Here is a 23,822-nt window from a genome sequence, read left to right as displayed (position 1 = left end):
GCCAGTCAGAAGGACTGGCATTTTATTAGCAGGATGTACACAATGAAGCAAAAGAGTTATGCAGCCGTTTCCGCTTCCACAGGGACGATCACGCTGGCGTGGTTGCCTTTTGGCCCCTGGTGAACATCAAACCGAACGGCTTGTCCGGCTTTTAGCGTTCTGTAACCATCCATCTGGATGGTGGAGTAATGGGCGAAAATGTCTTCGCCGCCGCCCTCAGGGCAGATAAAACCGAACCCTTTGGCATTGTTGAACCACTTAACAGTACCCATTTCCATACTTCGACATCCTTCGTAAATCTTTATTAGTAAGATGGAATGAACCGGTGGTGGAGTGACGAGTTGTTCAATTGCTCGCCAACTCTCGCTACTACAATTTAGAGAAATACGAAAACGCGTCAAGCGATTGAGGAGGGGGAACGGCGAAAAATGCGTCAAAATTTGAAGCAGTTAACGCTATTGCCGGGGAATGTGACAGCCGTCGCGGATAGAAGCGATAGATGATAGTTATCTATGATCTATTGTAGATTTGTGATGAGCATAACCTCTGGTCATCGACAGGCCTCCGCCTGTTGGCAACAGCAACCGATGATGAACACTGACGATGAGTAAGAGAGATTGGCTGGACTTCGAGCAACTGGTTGACGACGAAGTTCGTGATGCGATTAAACCGCCATCTATGTATAAAGTGATATTGGTCAATGATGACTACACTCCAATGGAGTTTGTTATTGACGTGTTACAAAAATTCTTTTCTTATGATGTTGAACGTGCAACGCAACTGATGCTCACGGTTCACTATGAAGGTAAGGCGATTTGTGGCGTATTTACCGCGGAAGTGGCGGAGACCAAAGTCGCTATGGTGAATCAGTACGCGAGGGAGAACGAGCATCCATTGCTGTGTACGCTGGAAAAAGCCTGAATACAGGCATGAAAATTGGGGGAGGTGCCTATGCTCAATCAAGAACTGGAACTCAGTTTAAATATGGCTTTCGCCAGAGCGCGCGAGCACCGTCATGAGTTTATGACTGTCGAGCACTTGCTGCTGGCTCTGCTAAGCAACCCCTCGGCCCGTGAGGCCCTGGAAGCGTGTTCAGTGGACCTGGTAGCATTGCGTCAGGAACTTGAAGCCTTCATCGAACAAACCACACCCGTCCTGCCGGCAACGGAAGAAGAGCGCGACACCCAGCCGACGCTGAGCTTCCAGCGTGTGCTGCAGCGCGCTGTCTTCCACGTGCAATCGTCTGGCCGCAGCGAAGTCACCGGCGCTAACGTGCTGGTGGCGATTTTCAGCGAGCAGGAGTCGCAGGCCGCCTACCTGCTGCGTAAACATGAAGTGAGCCGACTTGATGTGGTGAACTTCATTTCTCATGGTACACGCAAAGACGAGCCGAGCCAGTCTTCCGACAATAGCGGAAGCCAGCCTGGCAATGAAGAGCAAGCCGGCGGGGAGGAACGTATGGAAAACTTCACCACCAACCTCAATCAGCTTGCTCGCGTTGGCGGCATTGATCCCCTGATCGGCCGTGAAAAAGAGCTGGAGCGCGCCATTCAGGTTTTGTGCCGTCGGCGTAAAAATAACCCGCTGCTGGTGGGCGAATCCGGCGTCGGTAAAACCGCGATCGCCGAAGGCCTTGCCTGGCGTATTGTGCAGGGCGATGTGCCGGAAGTAATGGCCGACTGCACCATCTACTCGCTTGACATTGGCTCACTGCTGGCAGGCACCAAATATCGTGGCGATTTTGAAAAACGCTTCAAGGCGTTGCTCAAACAGCTGGAGCAGGATACCAACAGCATCCTGTTCATTGATGAAATCCACACCATCATCGGTGCGGGGGCGGCGTCTGGCGGCCAGGTCGATGCGGCTAACCTGATCAAACCGCTGCTTTCCAGCGGCAAGATCCGGGTGATCGGCTCCACCACTTACCAGGAGTTCAGCAACATCTTTGAGAAAGATCGTGCGCTGGCGCGTCGTTTCCAGAAGATCGATATTACCGAACCGTCGGTGGAAGAGACGGTGCAGATTATCAACGGCCTGAAGCCGAAGTACGAAGCGCACCATGACGTGCGTTATACCGCTAAGGCGGTGCGTGCGGCGGTTGAGCTGGCGGTGAAATACATTAACGATCGTCATCTGCCGGATAAGGCAATTGATGTCATTGACGAAGCGGGCGCGCGGGCGCGCTTAATGCCGGTCAGCAAGCGTAAGAAAACGGTTAACGTGGCGGATATCGAATCAGTGGTGGCGCGCATTGCGCGGATCCCTGAGAAGAGCGTCTCCCGCAGCGATCGCGACACGCTGAAAAACCTGGGCGACCGTCTGAAAATGCTGGTCTTCGGTCAGGATAAAGCCATTGAGGCGCTGACCGAAGCCATCAAAATGGCGCGCGCCGGCCTGGGCCACGAGCACAAGCCGGTTGGGTCATTCCTGTTCGCCGGGCCTACCGGGGTCGGGAAAACCGAAGTCACCGTGCAGCTGGCGAAGGCGCTGGGTATTGAGCTGCTGCGTTTTGACATGTCCGAATATATGGAACGTCATACCGTCAGCCGTTTAATCGGGGCGCCTCCGGGCTATGTTGGCTTCGATCAGGGCGGGCTGCTGACCGATGCGGTGATTAAACATCCGCACGCGGTGCTGCTGCTTGATGAGATCGAAAAAGCGCATCCGGATGTGTTCAACCTGCTGCTGCAGGTGATGGATAACGGGACGCTGACCGATAACAACGGGCGTAAAGCGGACTTCCGCAACGTGGTGCTGGTGATGACCACCAACGCCGGGGTGCGGGAAACTGAGCGTAAATCGATTGGCCTTATTCAGCAGGATAACAGTCCGGATGCTATGGATGAGATCAAAAAGATCTTTACGCCGGAGTTCCGTAACCGCCTCGACAACATTATCTGGTTCGATCATTTGTCTACCACGGTGATCCATCAGGTTGTCGACAAGTTTATCGTCGAGCTGCAGGTCCAGCTGGACCAGAAAGGCGTCTCCCTGGAAGTCAGTCAGGAAGCGCGGGACTGGCTGGCGGCGAAAGGCTACGATCGGGCGATGGGGGCAAGGCCAATGGGGCGCGTCATTCAGGACAACCTGAAAAAACCGCTGGCGAACGAGCTGCTGTTTGGCTCTTTGGTCGATGGTGGTCAGGTGACGGTCGCCCTGGACAGCGCGAAAAACACGCTGACCTACGACTTCCAGAGCGCGCCTAAGCATAAACCGGAAGCCGCTCACTAAGGATCGCTTCAACACAAAAAACCGGCCTGAGGCCGGTTTTTTTTTGCTGACGGCAGAAATGAAAAGACCGGGAATATCCCGGCCTTCAGCATCTGACGCCTTAGGGGCGAAAACAATCAGCGACTACGGAAGACAATGCGGCCTTTGCTCAGGTCGTACGGGGTCAGCTCAACAGTCACTTTGTCGCCCGTCAGAATGCGGATGTAGTTTTTACGCATTTTACCGGAGATATGCGCGGTTACCACGTGACCGTTTTCCAGTTCTACGCGGAACATAGTGTTAGGCAACGTTTCAAGTACGGTGCCCTGCATTTCAATATTGTCTTCTTTGGCCATCTAGTCCTCTGGGGTATCACTACCGTAGTTTTGAACCGGCAAGATAATGCCGAAGTTCATCATGTAAGTAAAGTTTTACGTGTCTACCCTGAATCATTCACCTTGCCGCAAGGCGCATAATCAGCACACCGGCAACGGAAATATGACGGGTATGAATCGCCGAAGTAGTTTTGGCGCATTGCCCGGGACACACACGGCCATGCCGCGTGACAGGCGCAAACGTAAAGGGGAGTGACAGAACGATGGGCGTTATCTGACTCTTATTATTCCCAAACGGCGGCGGGGCAACAGGCAGAAGCTACTCTACCGCGCAATTATACCATCCTGACGCAAAATGTGCTGAAAACATTTTATTGCACGCCGGGAAATAGCACCCGCGGCACCCAAAATCGCTCGGGCAGGCGGTAACCACGTAATACCGACAGATAGTCCAGATAATCACGGCGAGGAATATCCACTGCGCCTAATGAAGCGGTATGGTTGTTCAGCACCTGACAGTCTATTAATTTACCGCCGCTCTGCACAAAGTCCTGGCAGAATACCAGCAGCGCAGTTTTAGAGGCATTTTCCGCCCGGCTAAACATCGATTCGCCGCAAAACAGCGCCCCCTGCGCCACGCCGTACATTCCCCCCACCAGCGTATTCTCCTGCCAGACTTCAATGGAGTGGGCATGGCCCAGCTCATGCAGCTGGTGATAGGCGCGAACGATACTGCTGGTTATCCAGGTACCTTCGTCACGATCGCTGGCGCAGCCCTCAATCACCTCGCCAAAGGCGTGATTGAGCGTGACCCGGTAGGGCGAACGCTGATGAAAGCGTTTCATGCTGCGGCTGAGATGGAACCGCTCCGGCCAGAGTACCGCCCGGGGGTCAGGCGACCACCAGAGGATCGGGTCGCCAGGGGAAAACCAGGGGAAAATACCACGCTGATAGGCCATCAGCAGCCGCGCGGGGCTCAGATCGCCGCCGAGCGCCAGCAGGCCGTTAGGTTCTCGCAGGGCGCCTTCCGGAGAGGGGAAGGCGATAGAGTGCCGGGAGAGCTGAACCAGACGCATTTTAACCTCAATACGCATCAGCAAAAATTAGATAATAGCCTACAGACGCTGTTTAAACTGGAAGTACCGGCCCTGTTTAGCGAGCAGCTCCGCGTGACTACCTTGCTCAATAATCTGGCCGTTGTCCATGACTATTATCTGATTAAAACGCGCCAGGCCCCGCAGGCGATGGGTGACCATCAGCACGGTTTTGTCGCGCATGACATCCGCCAGCAGATGCAGGATCTGGCTTTCGGTGGCCGCATCCAGACCTTCTGTCGGTTCATCGAGCAGCATCAGCGGCGCATCGTGGAGCAGCGCGCGGGCAATGGCCAGCCGGCGCAGTTCGCCGCCGGAGAGCTGGCGTCCGCCTTCGCCCAACCAGCTGTTCAGTCCGCTATCTTCCAGCAGCTTTTCCAGCCCCACTTTCTCGAGCGTCGCGCAGAGCGTCGCGTCATCAGCGCCAGGTGCCGCCAGCAGCAGGTTATCGCGCAGGGTGGCGCTAAACAGGTGCACGCGCTGCGGGACTACGCTCATTGACTGACGCAGGGTGGTTTCGCTGAGTCCAGACAGCGGCTGGTCGTTGAGTAAGATCTCTCCCTGCGCCGGGTCCCAGGCGCGGGTAAGCAACTGCAACAGCGTCGACTTTCCGCAACCGGTCCGGCCAAGAATGGCGATATGCTCTCCGGCGGCAATCTGCAGGGAAATATTCTCCAGGGCAGGGGTGGGCTGCTGAGGATAGCGGAAGGAGACCTCCCGAAGCGTTAGGGCCACCTGCTCTGGCGCACTGGCTTCACTCTCGACAAAGGTAACTTCCGGCTGCTGGTCGGTGATCTGCGAGATCCGCCGCGCGGAGGCGATCACCTGGCCTAAATGCTGGAAAGCGCCGGTGACGGGCGCCAGGGCTTCGAAAGCCGCCAGCGCGCAGAATACGAACAGGGCGATCAGTGCCCCTGGCTGACTGTTTCCGCCGACGCCGTCTGAGGCCAGCCAGAGCATGGCCACCACGGCGATACCGCCGATCAACAGCATCAGAGCCTGCGAAAGCGCGGTCAGCTCGGCCTGGCGACGCTGCGCGTCCTGCCAGCTGAGCTCGGTCTTTTCCATTTGCGCGCGATAGCGATCGCTGGCGTTAAACACCATCAGCTCCGCCTGGCCCTGCAGCCAGGCGGTAAGCTGTTGCCGATACTGGCCGCGCAGCTGGGTCATACTTTCGCCGGCCGGTTTACCGGCGCGATAGAACAGCGGCGGCATAACCAGCAGGGTCACCAGCATGATGCCGCCCAGCGTCAGCGCGAGGGTGATGTCGAGCAGGCTTAATCCGCAGGTCACCACCACAATCACCACCAGGGCGCCGACCAGCGGCGAAATAACCCGCAGGTAGAGATGATCCAGGGTATCGACGTCGGCTACCACGCGGTTGAGCAGTTCACCCTGGCGAAAGCGCGCCAGCCCCGCCGGAGAGAGAGGGAGCAGTTTGCTGAAGGTGAAAACGCGCAGGTGCTGCAGCACGCGAAAGGTAGCGTCGTGGCTAACCAGACGCTCAAAGTAGCGCCCGGCGGTACGGATAATCGCCGCGCCGCGAACGCCCGCGGCAGGCAGCATATAGTTAAAACTGTAGATCCCCGCGACGCCCACCACCGCTGAGGCGGAGAGGAACCAGCCGGAGAGCGTCAGCAAGCCGATGCTGGCCAGCAGGGTCACAATGGCCAGCACGACGCCGAGCAGTAGCATCCATTTATGGCGTTTATAGAGCGCCAGATAGGGTAAAAGTGCGCGCATTTAAATCTCCTCCTGACGATGGGCCAGCAGCGCCGAGAAGACACCACCTGCACGAGCCAGCGTGGCGTAGTCGCCTTGTTCGATAATCTGTCCGTCCTGCATCACCCAGATGGCATCCCAATCAGCCAGCCCCTCGAGTTGGTGGGTGACCAGCAGCGTGGTTTGTTGGGTGGAAGCGTGGGTCAGGGCCTGCATGACTCGCTGTTCGCTATGGGCGTCAAGGCTGGCGGCAGGTTCATCCAGCAGCAGCAGGCGGCAGGGCACTAATAGTGCACGGGCGACAGCGATACGCTGCGCCTGGCCAACCGACAGGCGACCCGCCTGATCGCCTACGGCGGTATGGATCCCCTGCGGCAGCAGAGAGATGAATTCGCTGACCCAGGCCTTGTCCAGCGCCAGCCGAAGCTGTGCTTCGCTAGCTTCGGGCCATGCCAGCAATACATTTTCCCGCAGCGTGGCGGCGGGTAGCTGGGGATTCTGCCCCACCCAGCTCAGCAGGCGGCGCCAACGTTCGGCGTCCAGCTCGCGCAGCTCTGCGCCGTTAACCTTCAGCGAACCCTCATAGGGCAAAAAGCCGAGCAGTGTATTTAGTAAAGAGCTTTTCCCGGATCCGCTCTGGCCGACCAGCACCACACGAGCGCCGGCGGGCAGTGAAAAATTAAGCGGCCCGGCCAGGACTTTACCTTCCGGAGATTTGATCACCAGATCGCGCGCTTCCACGCCAATCAGATCGTTATCATTTAAGGTTTTCTCGCCGCGCTCCACCTGGGTCAGCGGCGTTTCCATAAACGTTTTCAGGCTGTCTGCGGCACCCACGGCCTGGGCTTTGGCATGGTAGAAGGTACCCAGGTCACGTAACGGCTGGAAAAATTCCGGGGCGAGGATCAGCGTCAGGAATCCTGCCATCAGCGTGACGCCCGCGCCATAGTGGCCGAAGTTCAGCTCGCCAAGATAAGAAAAGCCAAAATACACCGCCACCAGCGCAATGGAGAGGGAGGTGAAAAACTCCAGAACTCCGGAGGAGAGGAAGGCCAGACGCAGGACTTCCATGGTGCGTTGGCGAAAATCCTGCGAGGCGTCGCGGATATTATCAGTTTCTGCCTGTCCGCGATGAAAAATACGCAAGGTTTCCATGCCGCGCAGGCGGTCGAGGAAGTGGCCGCTGAGGCGGGCCAGCGCCTGGAAGTTACGCCGGTTGGCATCGGCGGCGCCCATCCCAACCAGGGCCATGAAAAGCGGGATCAGCGGCGCAGTGCCGAGAAGGATCAGCGCGGCGGCCCAGTTAATCGGGAAAATAGTGATAACGATCAGCAGCGGCACGCAGGCCGCCAGCGTCATCTGGGGCAGGTAGCGGGCATAATAATCGTGCATGTCGTCGATTTGCTCAAGAATAAGCGTTGCCCAACTGCCGGCCGGTTTGCCCTGGATCCACGCCGGGCCTGCCTGCTGGAGGCGGTCAAGAACCTGGCGGCGAATCTCATAGCGGATATGCTGTCCGGCCTGAAAGCCGACCCGTTCACGCAGCCAGACCACCCAGGCACGCAGCACAAAGATCAGCACCAACAGCGTGAGCGGCAGCAGCAGGGCGGTTGCCGGAATATTTTCCATCACCATTCGGTGCAGGATCCGCGCCAGGAACCAGGCCTGCGCCACGATCAGCAGACCGCTCGCCACGCCAAGCAGGCGGGAAATCATCAACCAGCGACGGGAGATAATACTTTGCTGTTTTAACCAGCGGGTTAACTCTTGTTGACGGGTTTTATTCATTGCGCGCTTTGCAGGTGTTGTTATGGGAGTATTGGGCACGGCAATGTTACATCGCAGCAAAAATAAAGGCGACTTTTCGTCGCCTTCTTTACCTTTGTTACTGACTTGTAAAGATTATTTGCAAGCGTCAGCCAAACCGTCGAGATACCGTTCGGCGTCTAGCGCTGCCATGCAGCCGGTGCCCGCAGAGGTGATCGCCTGGCGATAGATATGGTCCATGACATCGCCAGCGGCGAATACGCCAGGGATGCTGGTCTGGGTCGCATTGCCATGGATACCGGACTGCACTTTGATGTAGCCGTTCTCCAGCTCCAGCTGACCCTCAAAGATGGCAGTGTTCGGGCTGTGACCAATGGCGACGAACAGACCGGCTACTTCCAGGGACTCGACGTTGTCGCTGTTTTTGGTATCGCGCAGACGCAGCCCGCTGACGCCCATCTGGTCGCCGGTCACCTCTTCAAGGGTGCGGTCAGTATGCAGCACGATGTTACCGCTTTCGACTTTATCCATCAGACGCTTGATGAGGATTTTTTCCGCACGGAACGAATCGCGGCGGTGGATCAGATGCACCTCAGAGGCGATATTCGACAGATACAGAGCCTCTTCAACTGCGGTGTTGCCGCCGCCGATGACTGCTACTTTCTGGTTGCGATAGAAGAATCCGTCACAGGTGGCGCAAGCGGAAACGCCGCGGCCTTTAAAGGCTTCTTCGGAAGGCAGACCCAGGTAACGGGCGGAAGCGCCAGTGGCGATGATCAGGGCGTCACAGGTGTACTCGCCGCTGTCGCCTGTCAGACGGAACGGGCGGTTTTGCAAATCGACGCGGCTGATATGGTCGAAAATGATCTCGGTTTCAAATTTCGCGGCATGCTCGTGCATGCGCTCCATCAACAGCGGACCGGTGAGATCGTTCGGATCGCCTGGCCAGTTTTCCACTTCCGTCGTGGTGGTCAGCTGACCGCCTTTTTCCATCCCGGTGATCAGCACCGGCTGCAGGTTGGCGCGTGCGGCATAGACCGCCGCGGTGTATCCCGCAGGTCCAGAACCAAGGATAAGCAGTTTACTGTGTTTGGCTGTGCCCATGAGATCCCCATAATAATTGGCATACATTGGGCTGGGATTGTAGGGAATTTGTTGTCGTAAAAAAAGAGCACAGCGATTTTGTTAACGATGTGTGCAATAGAAGCGACCGATGAATTGGTGATTTTCCCGTCAAGGAATATAACTATTTCTACTGTCGACGGGACAATTATAAGATGAAAAAATGAGAATCAACCAGGGTGGATGATGAATATCTGGCATCTTGTACTAAAAATCGATGTTTTGCTTTGACAATCCCCTGTGCTTTTGCGAAAACATTCAAGGAAGAAGAAAAGCAGTATTTAGCGTGCGGCGAATTTTCATGCACGCAAATGCCATTTTTATCCGGGTTAACGAAATCTACGCATGGTGTGGACAGACGCCATGCGTGATGTCGGTGACTGCCGTCAGGCAACGGGCTTCTCACGTACCCCTGGGTTACCCAATGTCGTACGCGGGTAATAACAGGATGGGCTCTGGCAGTGAAGGCACAGAGCCGGAACAGGAGTAGGGAAGGAATACAGAGAGACAATAATAATGGTAGATAGCAAGAAGCGCCCTGGCAAAGATCTCGACCGCATTGATCGTAACATCCTGAATGAATTGCAAAAAGATGGGCGAATTTCTAACGTCGAGCTTTCTAAACGGGTGGGACTTTCTCCGACGCCTTGCCTTGAGCGTGTGCGTCGTCTTGAAAGACAGGGTTTTATTCAGGGCTATACGGCGCTGCTCAACCCGCATTATCTGGACGCATCACTTCTGGTATTTGTTGAGATTACTCTGAATCGTGGCGCACCGGATGTGTTTGAGCAATTTAACGCCGCAGTGCAAAAACTTGAAGAAATTCAAGAGTGTCATCTGGTTTCCGGTGATTTCGACTATCTGTTGAAAACCCGCGTACCGGATATGTCAGCGTATCGTAAATTACTGGGTGAGACCTTGCTGCGCCTGCCGGGCGTTAACGACACCCGTACCTATGTGGTGATGGAAGAAGTCAAGCAAAGTAATCGTCTGGTGATTAAGACGCGCTAACACGGAACAGGTGCAAAATCGACGTAGTTTGATTACACTCCTGTTAATCCATACAGCAACAGTGCCGGGGAGACCCGGCGCTGTTGTCCGTTTTAGCAGCAGGCAGGAAACAGCCTGATACCTGGAGAGCCTTTCTTGAGCCAGGAATACACCGAAGACAAAGAAGTCAAACTAACCAAACTCAGCAGCGGGCGCCGACTCCTTGAGGCGATGCTCATCCTTTGCTCCCTCTTCGCCATCTGGCTGATGGCGGCACTACTGAGCTTTAACCCCTCGGACCCCAGTTGGTCGCAGACGGCATGGCATGAGCCTATTCATAATTTAGGCGGTGCTCCCGGCGCATGGCTGGCCGATACGCTCTTTTTCATCTTTGGCGTCATGGCCTACACCATCCCGGTGATCATTATCGGCGGGTGCTGGTTTGCCTGGCGACACCAGGAAAACGACGAATATATTGATTATTTCGCCGTTTCCCTGCGTCTCATCGGAGCGTTAGCCCTGATCCTGACCTCCTGTGGTCTGGCGGCGATTAACGCTGATGATATCTGGTACTTCGCCTCCGGCGGGGTGATCGGCAGCCTGCTGAGCACCACGCTGCAACCCCTGCTGCACAGCAGCGGCGGCACCATCGCCCTGTTGTGCATCTGGGCGGCCGGCCTGACGCTGTTCACCGGCTGGTCGTGGGTCAGCATTGCGGAAAAACTGGGCGGCGGCATCCTGTCCGTCCTCACCTTTGCCAGCAACCGTACTCGTCGGGATGATACCTGGGTCGATGAAGGCGAATACGAAGACGACGAGGAAGAGTACGACGACGAAGAGGCGGCAACCCCCCAGGAGTCGCGTCGCGCCCGTATTTTACGCAGCGCCCTGGCACGACGTAAGCGTCTGGCCGAGAAATTTACCAACCCTATGGGGCGTAAAACCGATGCTGCGCTTTTCTCCGGCAAACGAATGGATGATGGGGAAGAGGCGGTGCAATACAGCACCAGCGGGGCGCCTGTAGCCGCCGATGATGTACTGTTTTCCGGTGCCAGCGCCGCGCGTCCCGCAGAGGATGATGTGTTGTTCTCCGGCGCCAGCGCTACGCGTCCGGGCGATTTCGACCCTTACGATCCGTTGCTGAACGGTCATAGTATCGCTGAGCCGGTGGGCGCAGCGGCGGCAGCGACTGCCGCGCCGCAGGCGTGGGCGGAGTCACCTGCGGGCCATCAGGGCGCAGCGCCGGTTTACCAGCCGGAAGCTAGCTATCCGCCGCAGCCGGCGTACCAGCCAGATCCCGTCCCGTTCCAGCAGGCTGCTTACCAGCAGCCTCCAGTTGGTCAACCTGCGCCGCAGACTTACGACCCACTTACCGGACAACCTTTAACACAGGCGTATCAGCCTCAGCCTGCGCCAGTCCAGCAGCCAGCTTACGATCCGTATGCCGGGCAGCCCGCGCCGCAGGCGTATCAGCCTGAACCTGCGCCATTCCAGCAACCGGCTTACGATCCGTATGCCGGGCAGCCCGTGCCGCAGGCGTATCAGCCTGAACCTGTGCCAGTCCAGCAGCCGGCTTACGATCCGTATGCCGGGCAGCCCGCGCCGCAGGCGTATCAGCCTGAACCTGTGCCAGTCCAGCAGCCGGCTTACGATCCGTATGCCGGGCAGCCCGCGCCGCAGGCGTATCAGCCTGAATCCGCGCCATTCCAGCAGCCTGGTTACGATCCGCATGCCGGCCAGCCAGTGCCGCAGACGTATCAGCCTGAACCTGCGCCATACCAGCAGCCAGCTTACGATCCGCATGCCGGTCAGCCCGCGCCGCAGACGTATCAGCCTGAACCTGCGCCATACCAGCAGCCAGCTTACGATCCGCATGCCGGTCAGCCCGCGCTGCAGACGTATCAGCCTGAACCCGCGCCGGTACCTGTAGCGGAACCAGAGCCCGAGGTTGTGCAGGAGGAAGTGAAACGTCCGCCGCTCTATTACTTCGAGGAAGTGGAAGAGAAGCGGGCACGTGAACGCGAGCTGCTGGCTTCCTGGTATCAGCCTATCCCGGAGCCGGAAAGTCCGATCGCCACCAAACCATTAACGTCGCCTGCCGCTCCGTCCAAACCGCCGGTGGAGTCAACCGTGGTTTCTGCGGTAGCAGCAGGAGTGCATCAGGCAACCGCAGCCAGCGGTGGCGCAGCGGCAGCCACAGCGGCGACAGCCGCGTCCGCTGCGTCTGCGCCATTATTTAGCCCGGCGTCCAGCGGACCGCGGGTTCAGGTGAAAGAAGGCATTGGGCCAAAACTACCGCGTCCAAACCGCGTTCGTGTCCCGACGCGTCGTGAGCTGGCCTCCTACGGCATCAAGCTACCGTCGCAGCGGGAAGCCGAACAGCGTGCGCGTCAGGCGGAGCGTGACCCGCATTACGATGATGAGCTGCTCTCGGATGAAGAAGCAGATGCTATGGAGCAGGATGAACTGGCTCGCCAGTTCGCCGCCACCCAGCAGCAGCGCTATGGCCATCGCTGGGAAGACGATAACGCAACTGATGACGATGATGCCAACAACGCGGCGGAAGCGGAGCTGGCGCGTCAGTTTGCCGCTACCCAGCAGCAGCGCTACGCTACTGAGCAGCCGCCTGGGGCCAACCCGTTTTCGCCGGCGGATTATGAATTCTCGCCGATGAAAACGCTGGTCAATGACGGACCGAGTGAGCCGTTGTTTACGCCGATGCCGGAGGTCCAGCCACCGCAACCGGCCCAGCATCATCATCAACAACCTGCCGCCGCTCCGCAGCAGGGTTATCAACCTGCGCAGCACCAGCCGGTACACCATCAGCCAGTGCCGCCACAGCCTTACCAGACTGCGCCGCAGCCCGTGCCGCAGCAACAGGTTGTTCCGCAGGGGCATCAGCCTGCCGCACCTGCGCCGCAGGAGAGCCTGATCCACCCACTGCTGATGCGTAATGGCGATAGCCGTCCGCTGCAAAGACCGACTACGCCATTGCCGTCTCTGGATCTGTTAACCCCACCGCCGAGCGAAGTCGAACCGGTGGATACCTTTGCTCTTGAGCAGATGGCGCGCCTGGTGGAGGCGCGTCTGGCCGATTTCCGCATTAAAGCAGATGTCGTCAACTACTCGCCGGGGCCGGTGATTACCCGTTTCGAACTGAATCTCGCGCCTGGCGTTAAGGCCGCGCGTATCTCTAACCTGTCACGGGATCTGGCGCGTTCACTGTCCACGGTTGCGGTGCGCGTCGTGGAGGTGATCCCGGGCAAACCGTATGTCGGGCTTGAGCTGCCGAATAAAAAACGCCAGACCGTCTACCTGCGTGAAGTGCTCGACAACGCCAAGTTCCGTGATAACCCATCACCGCTCACCGTGGTGCTGGGTAAAGACATCGCTGGCGACCCGGTAGTAGCCGATCTGGCGAAAATGCCGCATCTGCTGGTGGCCGGTACCACCGGTTCCGGTAAGTCAGTCGGTGTGAACGCCATGATCCTCAGCATGCTCTATAAGGCGCAGCCGGAAGATGTGCGTTTCATCATGATTGACCCGAAAATGCTCGAGCTGTCGGTCTATGAAGGTATTCCGCATCTGCTGACGGAAGTGGTCACCGACATGAAAGACGCCGCCAATGCGCTGCGCTGGAGCGTCAATGAAATGGAGCGCCGCTACAAGCTGATGTCGGCGCTGGGCGTGCGTAACCTGGCGGGCTATAACGAGAAGATCGCCGAAGCCGCGCGCATGGGTCGTCCGATCCCGGATCCGTACTGGAAGCCTGGCGACAGTATGGACGCCGTGCACCCGGTACTGGAAAAGCTGCCGTACATTGTGGTGCTGGTGGACGAATTCGCCGACCTGATGATGACTGTCGGTAAGAAGGTGGAAGAGCTGATTGCCCGCCTGGCGCAAAAAGCGCGTGCCGCGGGGATCCATCTGGTGCTGGCGACGCAGCGTCCATCGGTAGATGTCATTACCGGTCTGATTAAGGCCAACATCCCGACGCGTATCGCCTTTACCGTATCAAGTAAAATTGACTCGCGTACCATTCTCGATCAGGGCGGCGCGGAATCGCTGTTGGGTATGGGGGATATGCTTTACTCCGGACCGAACTCCACCACGCCGGTGCGCGTCCACGGGGCGTTTGTGCGCGACCAGGAAGTCCACGCTGTGGTTCAGGACTGGAAAGCCCGCGGCCGTCCGCAGTACGTCGATGGCATTACCTCCGACAGCGAAAGCGAAGGCGGCGGCGGTGGCTTCGACGGCGGTGAAGAGCTGGATCCGCTGTTCGATCAGGCGGTCAGTTTTGTGACCGAGAAGCGCAAAGCGTCGATTTCCGGCGTGCAGCGTCAGTTCCGCATCGGCTATAACCGTGCCGCGCGCATTATCGAACAGATGGAAGCGCAGGGGATCGTCAGCGAACAGGGCCACAACGGTAACCGCGAAGTGCTGGCGCCGCCCCCCTTTGAATAAGTGCAAAGTTGGGTAAATAAGCGCAAAATCAGCCAATTCTTCTGTTCCGCCGCCGTCGGCGGTCCTACATTAGGGACAGAAGAGGCTCCCGCGTCGGGAGTGACGCACATTAAGGAAGAACAATGAAAAAACTCGCAATCACCTGTGCATTACTGTCTGGTATGGTCGTCAGCCAGGTCTGGGCAGATGCGGCCAGTGACTTAAAAAGCCGTCTTGATAAAGTAAGCAGCTTCCATGCCAGCTTCACGCAGAAAGTGACCGACGGCAGCGGTAACGCCGTGCAGGACGGTCAGGGCGACCTGTGGGTAAAACGTCCGAACCTGTTTAACTGGCATATGACCCAGCCAGATGAAAGCGTTCTTGTCTCGGACGGCAAAACGCTGTGGTTCTACAACCCGTTCGTTGAGCAGGCTACGGCGACCTGGCTGAAAGATGCTACCAGCAACACGCCGTTTATGCTGATTGCCCGCAACCAGTCCAGCGACTGGCAGCAGTACAATATCAAACAAAACGGCGATGATTTTGTGCTGACGCCGAAAAGCGGCAGCGGTAACCTGAAGCAGTTCACGATCAACGTCGGTCGGGACGGCACCATCCATCAGTTCAGCGCCGTCGAGCAGGATGACCAGCGTAGCAGTTATCAGCTGAAGTCGCAGCAGAACGGCGCCGTCGACGCAGCTAAGTTCACCTTTACGCCGCCGAAAGGGGTGACGGTGGACGATCAACGTAAGTAGAGGCGAAAGTGAGCAATCTGTCGCTCGATTTTTCCGACAACGCGTTTCAACCCCTGGCCGCTCGCATGCGGCCAGAAAATTTAGCGCAGTATATTGGCCAGCAGCACCTGCTGGCGCCGGGTAAACCCCTGCCGCGGGCCATTGAGGCCGGGCACCTGCATTCCATGATTCTATGGGGGCCGCCGGGCACCGGCAAGACTACCCTCGCGGAAGTGATTGCCCGCTACGCCAGTGCCGATGTCGAACGGATCTCGGCGGTAACCTCCGGGGTGAAAGAGATTCGCGAGGCTATCGAGCGCGCGCGGCAGAATCGCAATGCCGGCCGGCGGACCATTCTGTTTGTAGACGAAGTGCATCGCTTCAATAAAAGCCAGCAGGATGCCTTTCTACCGCATATTGAAGACGGCACCATCACTTTTATCGGTGCGACCACCGAAAACCCGTCCTTTGAGCTTAACTCGGCGCTGCTCTCCCGCGCCCGCGTCTACTTACTGAAATCGCTGACCACCGACGATATCGAGCGGGTGCTTGACCAGGCGATGAACGATAAAACTCGCGGCTATGGCGGCCAGGATATCGTTCTGCCGGATGAAACCCGCAAGGCCATTGCTGAGCTGGTAAACGGCGACGCGAGACGGGCGCTGAATACCCTGGAAATGATGGCCGATATGGCCGAGAGCGATGACTCGGGCAAGCGGGTGCTGAAGGCGGAACTGCTGACCGAGATTGCTGGCGAGCGCAGCGCGCGCTTTGATAATAAAGGCGACCGGTTTTACGATTTGATTTCCGCCCTGCATAAGTCGGTGCGCGGCAGCGCGCCGGATGCGGCGCTCTACTGGTACGCGCGGATCATCACTGCCGGGGGCGATCCGCTGTACGTTGCCCGCCGCTGCCTGGCGATTGCCTCGGAAGATGTCGGCAACGCCGACCCACGGGCGATGCAGGTCGCCATTTCGGCGTGGGACTGCTTTACCCGCGTCGGGCCGGCGGAAGGCGAACGGGCGATTGCCCAGGCCATTGTCTATCTGGCCTGCGCGCCGAAAAGCAACGCCGTCTATACCGCCTTTAAAGCGGCGCTGGCCGACGCGCGGGAGCGTCCTGACTATGACGTTCCGGTGCACCTGCGCAATGCGCCGACGAAGCTGATGAAAGAGATGGGTTACGGACAGGAGTATCGTTACGCTCATGACGAACCCAACGCCTACGCCGCCGGCGAGCAGTACTTCCCGCAGGAAATGGCGCAAACGCGCTATTATCACCCGACAAACCGGGGGCTTGAGGGCAAAATTGGCGAAAAGCTCGCCTGGCTCGCTGAACAGGATCAAAATAGCCCGATAAAACGCTACCGCTAATTGAGGCGTTGCGGTAAGGTTATTACACTATTTCCGTGGTCGTAGTCTGCGGCCACTTTTCTTTTTTTAATTCGATAAGCACAGGATAAGCATGCTCGATCCCAATCTGCTGCGTACCGAGCCAGACGCAGTCGCAGAAAAACTGGCACGCCGGGGCTTTAAGCTGGATGTAGATAAACTTCGCGCGCTTGAAGAGCGTCGTAAAGTTCTGCAGGTGCAAACGGAAAACCTGCAGGCGGAGCGCAACTCCCGATCGAAATCCATTGGCCAGGCGAAAGCGCGCGGGGAAGACATCGAGCCATTACGCCTGGAAGTGAACAAACTCGGCGAACAGCTGGATGCTGCAAAGTCCGAGCTGGAAACGCTGCTGGCGGAAATTCGCGATATCGCGCTGGCGATCCCGAATATTCCTCATGACGATGTGCCGGTTGGCCGTGACGAAAACGACAACGTTGAAGTCAGCCGCTGGGGCACGCCGCGCCAGTTCGATTTTGACGTGCGCGATCATGTGACGCTGGGTGAAATGCACGGGGGACTGGATTTTGCCGCCGCCGTTAAGCTGACCGGCTCGCGTTTTGTGGTGATGAAAGGCCAGCTGGCCCGTCTGCACCGCGCCCTGGCGCAGTTCATGCTGGATCTGCACACCGAACAGCATGGCTACAGCGAAAACTATGTCCCGTACCTGGTAAACCAGGACACCCTGTATGGCACCGGCCAGCTGCCGAAATTCGCCGGCGACCTGTTCCATACTCGTCCGCTGGAAGAAGAAGCTGACAGCAGTAACTACGCGCTGATCCCGACGGCGGAAGTGCCGCTGACCAACCTGGTGCGTGATGAAATTATTGACGAAGACGACCTGCCGATCAAAATGACCGCCCACACGCCGTGCTTCCGCTCTGAAGCCGGTTCCTATGGCCGCGACACCCGCGGTCTGATCCGTATGCACCAGTTCGACAAAGTTGAAATGGTGCAGATCGTCCGTCCGGAAGATTCTATGGCCGCGCTGGAAGAGATGACCGGTCATGCTGAGAAAGTGCTGCAGCTGCTGGGCCTGCCGTACCGTAAGGTCGCGCTGTGCACTGGCGATATGGGTTTCAGCGCCTGCAAAACCTATGACCTCGAAGTATGGGTTCCGGCGCAAAACACGTATCGTGAGATCTCCTCCTGCTCCAACGTCTGGGATTTCCAGGCGCGGCGTATGCAGGCTCGCTGCCGCAGTAAGTCCGACAAGAAGACCCGTCTCGTTCATACCCTGAATGGTTCTGGTTTGGCGGTAGGTCGTACTCTGGTGGCGCTGATGGAAAACTATCAGCAGGCCGATGGCCGTATCGAGATCCCGGAAGTCCTGCGCCCGTATATGCGCGGTCTCGAGTATATCGGTTAATCTTTTCTGCTCTTTCCTTAAAAGCGCCTGCGGGCGCTTTTTTTATATCCTTATTGATACCGGGCAATAATCCATTCAGTGAATCCGGTGATACTCCCTTTGGATTAATACAGCATAAAAAGCTAATAAAATCCGATATATATAAAATTATATAACGATGTCAGCTTATTGTGAGCAACCAAAGCGAGTATCTATGAAAATCAAAGCCCCCGATGCTTTACTGGCTGCCGAAGTTAGTCGACGTGGTTTAATGAAAACCACGGCGATAGGCGGCCTGGCGCTGGCCAGCAACGCATTGACCTTACCCTTCACGCGTATTGCGCATGCCGCTGATACGCTGGCGCCCGCCAGTGAGAAGGTGGTCTGGAGCGCCTGCACCGTCAACTGCGGTAGCCGCTGCCCGCTGCGCATGCACGTGGTGGATGGCGCGATTAAATATGTCGAAACCGATAATACCGGCGATGATAACTATGACGGTTTGCACCAGGTTCGCGCCTGCCTGCGCGGGCGTTCAATGCGCCGCCGTGTCTATAACCCGGACCGCCTGAAGTATCCGATGAAGCGCGTGGGTAAACGTGGTGAAGGGAAATTCGAGCAAATCAGCTGGGAAGAGGCCTTCGATATCATCGCCAGCACTACGCAGCGGCTGATTAAAGATTATGGCAACGAATCCATTTATCTGAACTACGGCACCGGTACGCTCGGCGGGACGCTGACCCGCTCCTGGCCGCCGGGGAAAACGCTGATTGCCCGTCTGATGAACTGCTGCGGCGGCTATCTGAACCACTATGGCGATTACTCTTCGGCGCAGATTGCTGCCGGCCTGAATTACACCTACGGCGGATGGGCGGACGGCAATAGCCCATCGGATATTGAAAATAGTCAGTTGGTGGTGCTGTTCGGCAATAACCCCGGCGAAACGCGGATGAGCGGCGGCGGGGTGACATATTATCTTGAGCAGGCGCGACAGAAATCCAATGCCCGGATGATCATCATCGACCCACGCTATACCGATACCGGCGCCGGACGTGAAGATGAATGGATCCCGATTCGACCGGGGACCGATGCAGCGCTGGTTTCGGGTCTCGCGTGGGTGATGATCACCGAGAATCTGGTCGATCAGCCGTTCCTTGATAAATACTGCGTCGGTTACGATGAGAAGACCTTGCCTGCCGATGCGCCGGCTAATGGACATTATAAAGCTTACATCCTTGGTCAGGGCGCCGACGGTATCGCTAAAACGCCGGAGTGGGCCTCGACCATAACCGGCATACCGCGTGAACGTATTGTCAAACTGGCTCGTGAGATTGCGACGGCGAAGCCGGCCTATATCAGCCAGGGCTGGGGACCGCAGCGTCATGCCAACGGCGAAATCGCCACCCGCGCCATCTCCATGCTCGCTATTTTGACGGGTAACGTCGGGATCAACGGCGGCAACAGCGGCGCACGTGAAGGCTCTTACAGTCTGCCTTTTGAGCGCATGCCGACGCTGGAGAATCCGGTTGAAACCAGTATCTCGATGTTTATGTGGACCGATGCGATTGAGCGCGGCCCGGAAATGACCGCGCTGCGCGACGGGGTGCGTGGCAAAGATAAGCTCGACGTGCCGATCAAAATGATCTGGAACTATGCGGGTAACTGCCTGATTAACCAGCACTCCGAGATCAACCGTACCCACGAGATCCTGCAGGACGACAAGAAGTGCGAGATGATTGTGGTCATCGACTGTCATATGACCTCCTCGGCGAAATACGCCGATATTCTGCTGCCGGACTGCACCGCCTCCGAGCAGATGGATTTCGCGCTGGATGCCTCCTGCGGCAACATGTCCTACGTCATCTTTGCCGATCAGGCCATCAAACCCCGTTTCGAATGCAAAACCATCTATGAGATGACCACCGAGCTGGCAAAGCGCCTGGGCGTGGAGGAGAAATTTACTGAAGGCCGAACCCAGGAAGGATGGATGCGCTATCTGTATGAGCAGTCGCGTAAGGCGATGCCCGAGCTACCGGATTTCGACACCTTCCGCCAGCAGGGCATCTATAAGCAGCGCGATCCGCAAGGGCATCATGTGGCCTACAAAGCTTTCCGTGAGGATCCACAGGCTAATCCGCTGACCACACCGTCGGGCAAGATCGAAATTTACTCGCAGGCGTTGGCGAACATCGCCGCCACCTGGGAACTGCCGGAAGGGGATGTCATCGATCCGTTGCCGATCTACACCCCGGGTTTCGAAAACTACAACGATCCGCTGACGGCGAAATATCCGCTTCAGTTAACCGGCTTCCACTATAAATCGCGCGTTCACTCCACCTACGGCAACGTTGATGTGCTGAAGGCCGCCTGTCGTCAGGAGATGTGGATTAACCCGATCGATGCCCGCCAGCGCGGCATTGCCAACGGCGATCGCATTCGCATCTTCAACGATCGGGGTGAAGTACATATCGAAGCGAAGGTGACGCCGCGCATGATGCCGGGCGTTGTCGCGCTGGGGGAAGGGGCCTGGTATAACCCGGATGCCTCACGCGTGGATCAGGCAGGCAGCATTAATGTGCTGACCACCCAGCGTCCGTCGCCGCTGGCGAAGGGGAACCCGTCGCATACCAACCTCGTCCAGGTTGAGAAGCTGTAAGGAGTAACCGATGACAACTCAGTATGGATTTTTTATTGATTCCGCCCGTTGCACCGGTTGCAAGACCTGCGAACTGGCCTGTAAGGACTATAAGAACCTGACTCCGGAGGTCAGCTTCCGCCGCATCTATGAGTATGCCGGCGGCGACTGGCAGGAAGATAACGGTGTCTGGCAGCAAAACGTGTTTGCTTATTACCTCTCTATCGCCTGTAACCACTGCGAAGATCCGGCCTGTACCAAGGTCTGTCCGAGTGGCGCAATGCACAAGCGCGAAGACGGGTTTGTGGTGGTCAACGAAGATGTTTGTATTGGCTGCCGCTACTGCCATATGGCCTGCCCGTACGGCGCGCCGCAGTACAACGCCGACAAAGGCCATATGACCAAGTGCGATGGCTGTCATGAGCGCGTCGCCGAGGGGAAAAAGCCGATCTGCGTCGAGTCCTGCCCACTGCGGGCGTTGGATTTCGGACCGATTGCCGAACTGCGCGCTAAGCACGGCCAGCTGGCCGCGGTGGCCCCGCTGCCATCGGCGCACTTCACCCGGCCGAGCATTGTGATCAAACCTAACGCCAATGCCCGGCCGTGTGGCGATACCACCGGTTACCTGGCGAACCCGAAGGAGGTGTGAGATGGGAAACGGATGGCATGAATGGCCGCTGATGGTCTTTACGGTCTTCGGCCAGTGCGTCGTAGGCGGCTTTATTGTTTTGGCGCTGGCGCTGATGGCAGGCAAGCTTCCCCGTGAGCAGGCGCAGCGCGTGGTGGGCAGCATGTTCGGCCTGTGGGTATTGATGGGGATCGGGTTTATCGCCTCGACGATGCACCTCGGTTCACCGCTGCGGGCCTTTAACTCGCTCAATCGCGTGGGAGCCTCATCGCTGAGTAATGAAATAGCCAGCGGGGCGATCTTCTTCGCCGTCGGCGGAATTGGCTGGCTGCTGGCTGTGCTCAAAAAGTTGCCTGCCGGTCTGCGTAGCCTGTGGCTGGTGGTGACCATGGTGCTGGGCGTGATTTTCGTCTGGATGATGGTGCGGGTCTACAACACCATCGACACGGTGCCGACCTGGTATACCGTCTGGACGCCGCTGAGCTTCTTCCTGACGCTGTTTATCGGCGGTCCACTGCTGGGCTACCTGCTGCTGCGCGTCGCAGGTGTCGACGGTTGGGCGCTGCGCCTGCTGCCAGTGGTTAGTTTGCTGGCGCTGCTGGTCAGTATTATGGTGGTCGTGATGCAGGGAAGTGAACTTGCCACCATTCGCAGCTCAATCCAGCAGGCGTCCAGCCTGGTGCCAGATTACGGCGCGCTTATGGCCTGGCGCGTGGTGCTCCTGGCACTGGCCCTGGCCTGCTGGTGCGTGCCGCAGATTCGCGGACGCAAACCGGCAGTCTCGCTGCTCGGCCTGGCCTTTGTTCTGGTACTGGCGGGCGAGATGATTGGCCGCGGCGTATTCTATGGTCTGCATATGACCGTGGGGATGGCTATCGCCAGTTAACCACCTTCATCATGCCGGTGCGAAATCACCGGCATGATGAAAACGTGCTGTCGATAGATGAAATTTTTCAACTGAAATTAACGCGGAGATTTATTAATAAATTAAGAAAAACAATAGCGTATTATTTGCTGCCCCACCTTTAACTCCCCTCTGGATAAAAAACTTCTATCGTGACCGGCAAAACCGCGTCAGGCCTGATTTCAGATGGATTGACATTGTTTTTAGCAGTGGCATGATGCGCTCGCGATCTGAACATTCCTCACGGTTTTTTACCCATGACCATCTATACCCGGCCAGTGCAAATGCTGCTCTGTGGCCTGCTTTTATTGACCCTGGCGATAGCGGTGCTGAATACGCTCGTCCCGCTCTGGCTCGCCCATGAAAACATGCCAACCTGGCAGGTCGGCATGGTGGGGTCATCCTATTTTACCGGCAACCTGGCCGGTACGTTGCTGGCTGGCTGGGTGATCAAACGCCTGGGGTTTAACCGCAGTTATTACCTCGCATCGTTAATTTTCGCCGTCGGCTGCGTAGGGCTGGGGATCACCGTTGGCTTCTGGACATGGCTGAGCTGGCGTTTTATCGCCGGCGTAGGTTGCGCGATGATCTGGGTGGTGGTGGAAAGCGCGCTGGTTTGCAGCGGCACTTCCCGCAGCCGCGGTCGTCTGCTGGCGGCGTACATGATGGTCTATTACGTCGGTACCGTACTGGGCCAGCTGATGGTCAGTAAATTACCCACCGATTTAATGAGCGTTCTGCCGTGGGTGACCGGGCTGGCGCTGGCGGCGATCCTGCCGCTGCTGTTTACCCGCATTATGGGACAGGCCGAAGAGCCACATGAAACGGTACGTATCTGGCCAATGCTGAAGCTGCGCCAGGCGCGGCACGGAGTTAATGGCTGCATCATCTCAGGGATTGTACTCGGTTCGCTGTATGGCCTGATGCCGCTGTGGCTGAATCATCAGGGCGTTAGCGACGCCGGCATCGGCTTCTGGATGGCGGTGATGGTAAGTGCGGGGATCCTCGGCCAGTGGCCGGTAGGGCGCCTGGCAGACCGCTACGGTCGCCTGCTGGTGCTGCGGGTGCAGGTTTTTGTGGTGATCATCGGTTGTCTGGCGATGCTTAGTCAGGCGGCAATGGCCCCAGCGCTGTTTGTACTTGGGGCATCAGGTTTCACCCTGTATCCGGTGGCGATGGCCTGGGCCTGTGAAAAAGTGGAGCACCATCAGCTGGTGGCGATGAATCAGGCGCTGCTGATGAGCTATACCATCGGCAGCCTGTTGGGCCCGACCCTGACGGCGATGCTGATGCAGAACTTCTCTGACAACCTGCTGTTTATCATGATCGCCAGCGTGTCGTTTATCTACCTGCTGACCCTGCTGCGCAAAGCCGGACATCATCCGACGCCGGTGGCGCACGCATAACCATTCTGACGTGTAGCGAAGGCTGCACGTCAGCTGTTTCTATCGCATGCTTTCTACTGCAGAGAGATGGCATTGCGCTTTTCATGAGGATCAACGGCG

At 57.5% G+C, this 23,822-nt stretch carries 17 protein-coding genes; 11 read left to right on the top strand and 6 right to left on the bottom strand.

Going from position 1 to position 23,822, the window contains the following annotated elements:
- Positions 1-56: 56 nt before the first annotated feature.
- Positions 57-278, bottom strand: a complete 222-nt coding sequence (gene cspD / locus LGL98_RS16710) for a cold shock-like protein CspD (protein ID WP_002896516.1) — start codon at positions 276-278, stop codon at positions 57-59.
- A 325-nt stretch (positions 279-603) separates the two neighbouring features.
- Here cspD and clpS point away from each other — a divergent pair, with 325 nt between their 5' ends.
- Together clpS and clpA are read left to right on the top strand one after the other, a co-directional pair.
- Positions 604-921: an ATP-dependent Clp protease adapter ClpS gene (gene clpS / locus LGL98_RS16705; RefSeq protein ID WP_025712978.1), complete on the top strand. Its 318-nt coding sequence runs from the start codon at positions 604-606 to the stop codon at positions 919-921.
- 30 nt (positions 922-951) lie between these two features.
- On the top strand, positions 952-3,231 hold the full coding sequence (gene clpA / locus LGL98_RS16700; protein ID WP_136029461.1) for an ATP-dependent Clp protease ATP-binding subunit ClpA: 2,280 nt from the start codon (positions 952-954) through the stop codon (positions 3,229-3,231).
- A gap of 116 nt (positions 3,232-3,347) precedes the next feature.
- Here clpA and infA read toward each other — a convergent pair whose 3' ends face one another.
- The 5 genes from infA to trxB all read right to left on the bottom strand — a co-directional run bounded on the left by infA (position 3,348) and on the right by trxB (position 9,232).
- Positions 3,348-3,566, bottom strand: coding sequence for a translation initiation factor IF-1 (gene infA, locus LGL98_RS16695; protein ID WP_001040187.1), 219 nt, complete (start codon positions 3,564-3,566; stop codon positions 3,348-3,350).
- 350 nt (positions 3,567-3,916) lie between these two features.
- Positions 3,917-4,621, bottom strand: a complete 705-nt coding sequence (aat, locus tag LGL98_RS16690) for a leucyl/phenylalanyl-tRNA--protein transferase (protein WP_136029459.1) — start codon at positions 4,619-4,621, stop codon at positions 3,917-3,919.
- A gap of 39 nt (positions 4,622-4,660) precedes the next feature.
- On the bottom strand, positions 4,661-6,382 hold the full coding sequence (gene cydC / locus LGL98_RS16685; protein WP_136029457.1) for a heme ABC transporter ATP-binding protein/permease CydC: 1,722 nt from the start codon (positions 6,380-6,382) through the stop codon (positions 4,661-4,663).
- Positions 6,383-8,149, bottom strand: coding sequence for a heme ABC transporter permease/ATP-binding protein CydD (gene cydD, locus LGL98_RS16680; protein WP_136029455.1), 1,767 nt, complete (start codon positions 8,147-8,149; stop codon positions 6,383-6,385). It abuts the gene before it with no gap.
- A gap of 114 nt (positions 8,150-8,263) precedes the next feature.
- On the bottom strand, positions 8,264-9,232 hold the full coding sequence (gene trxB / locus LGL98_RS16675) for a thioredoxin-disulfide reductase (RefSeq protein WP_043522138.1): 969 nt from the start codon (positions 9,230-9,232) through the stop codon (positions 8,264-8,266).
- 534 nt (positions 9,233-9,766) lie between these two features.
- On the opposite strand from trxB, the gene lrp reads away from it, so the two are divergent.
- From lrp to LGL98_RS16630, 9 genes are all read left to right on the top strand, one after another.
- Positions 9,767-10,261 carry a leucine-responsive transcriptional regulator Lrp gene (gene lrp, locus LGL98_RS16670; RefSeq protein ID WP_000228469.1) on the top strand — a complete coding sequence of 165 codons (495 nt, stop codon included), beginning with the start codon at positions 9,767-9,769 and terminating at the stop codon, positions 10,259-10,261.
- Positions 10,262-10,396: 135 nt separating this feature from the next.
- Complete coding sequence (gene ftsK / locus LGL98_RS16665) at positions 10,397-14,704, top strand: DNA translocase FtsK (RefSeq protein WP_226651761.1); 4,308 nt, start codon at positions 10,397-10,399, stop codon at positions 14,702-14,704.
- A gap of 122 nt (positions 14,705-14,826) precedes the next feature.
- A complete protein-coding gene (lolA, locus tag LGL98_RS16660) occupies positions 14,827-15,438 on the top strand; it encodes an outer membrane lipoprotein periplasmic chaperone LolA (protein WP_002898132.1) in 612 nt (203 codons plus the stop codon).
- 8 nt (positions 15,439-15,446) lie between these two features.
- Positions 15,447-16,790: a replication-associated recombination protein RarA gene (rarA, locus tag LGL98_RS16655; RefSeq protein WP_136029451.1), complete on the top strand. Its 1,344-nt coding sequence runs from the start codon at positions 15,447-15,449 to the stop codon at positions 16,788-16,790.
- Between the two features lie 91 nt (positions 16,791-16,881).
- Positions 16,882-18,174: a serine--tRNA ligase gene (gene serS, locus LGL98_RS16650; protein ID WP_136029449.1), complete on the top strand. Its 1,293-nt coding sequence runs from the start codon at positions 16,882-16,884 to the stop codon at positions 18,172-18,174.
- A 193-nt stretch (positions 18,175-18,367) separates the two neighbouring features.
- The gene (gene dmsA, locus LGL98_RS16645; protein ID WP_136029447.1) at positions 18,368-20,806 is read left to right on the top strand and encodes a dimethylsulfoxide reductase subunit A; all 2,439 of its coding nucleotides are present in this window, start codon (positions 18,368-18,370) and stop codon (positions 20,804-20,806) included.
- Between the two features lie 10 nt (positions 20,807-20,816).
- Positions 20,817-21,434, top strand: a complete 618-nt coding sequence (locus tag LGL98_RS16640; protein WP_025712969.1) for a DMSO/selenate family reductase complex B subunit — start codon at positions 20,817-20,819, stop codon at positions 21,432-21,434.
- Position 21,435: 1 nt separating this feature from the next.
- Entirely contained in the window at positions 21,436-22,299 is an 864-nt protein-coding gene (locus LGL98_RS16635; protein WP_136029445.1) for a dimethyl sulfoxide reductase anchor subunit family protein, read from the top strand.
- A gap of 275 nt (positions 22,300-22,574) precedes the next feature.
- Positions 22,575-23,723, top strand: a complete 1,149-nt coding sequence (locus LGL98_RS16630; protein WP_025712967.1) for an MFS transporter — start codon at positions 22,575-22,577, stop codon at positions 23,721-23,723.
- Positions 23,724-23,822: the final 99 nt, after the last annotated feature.

The organism is Klebsiella africana (genome assembly GCF_020526085.1).
Lineage (GTDB): Bacteria > Pseudomonadota > Gammaproteobacteria > Enterobacterales > Enterobacteriaceae > Klebsiella > Klebsiella africana.
Note: the sequence above shows the minus strand (reverse complement) of the source record. Positions and strands in the feature narration are given on the sequence as shown.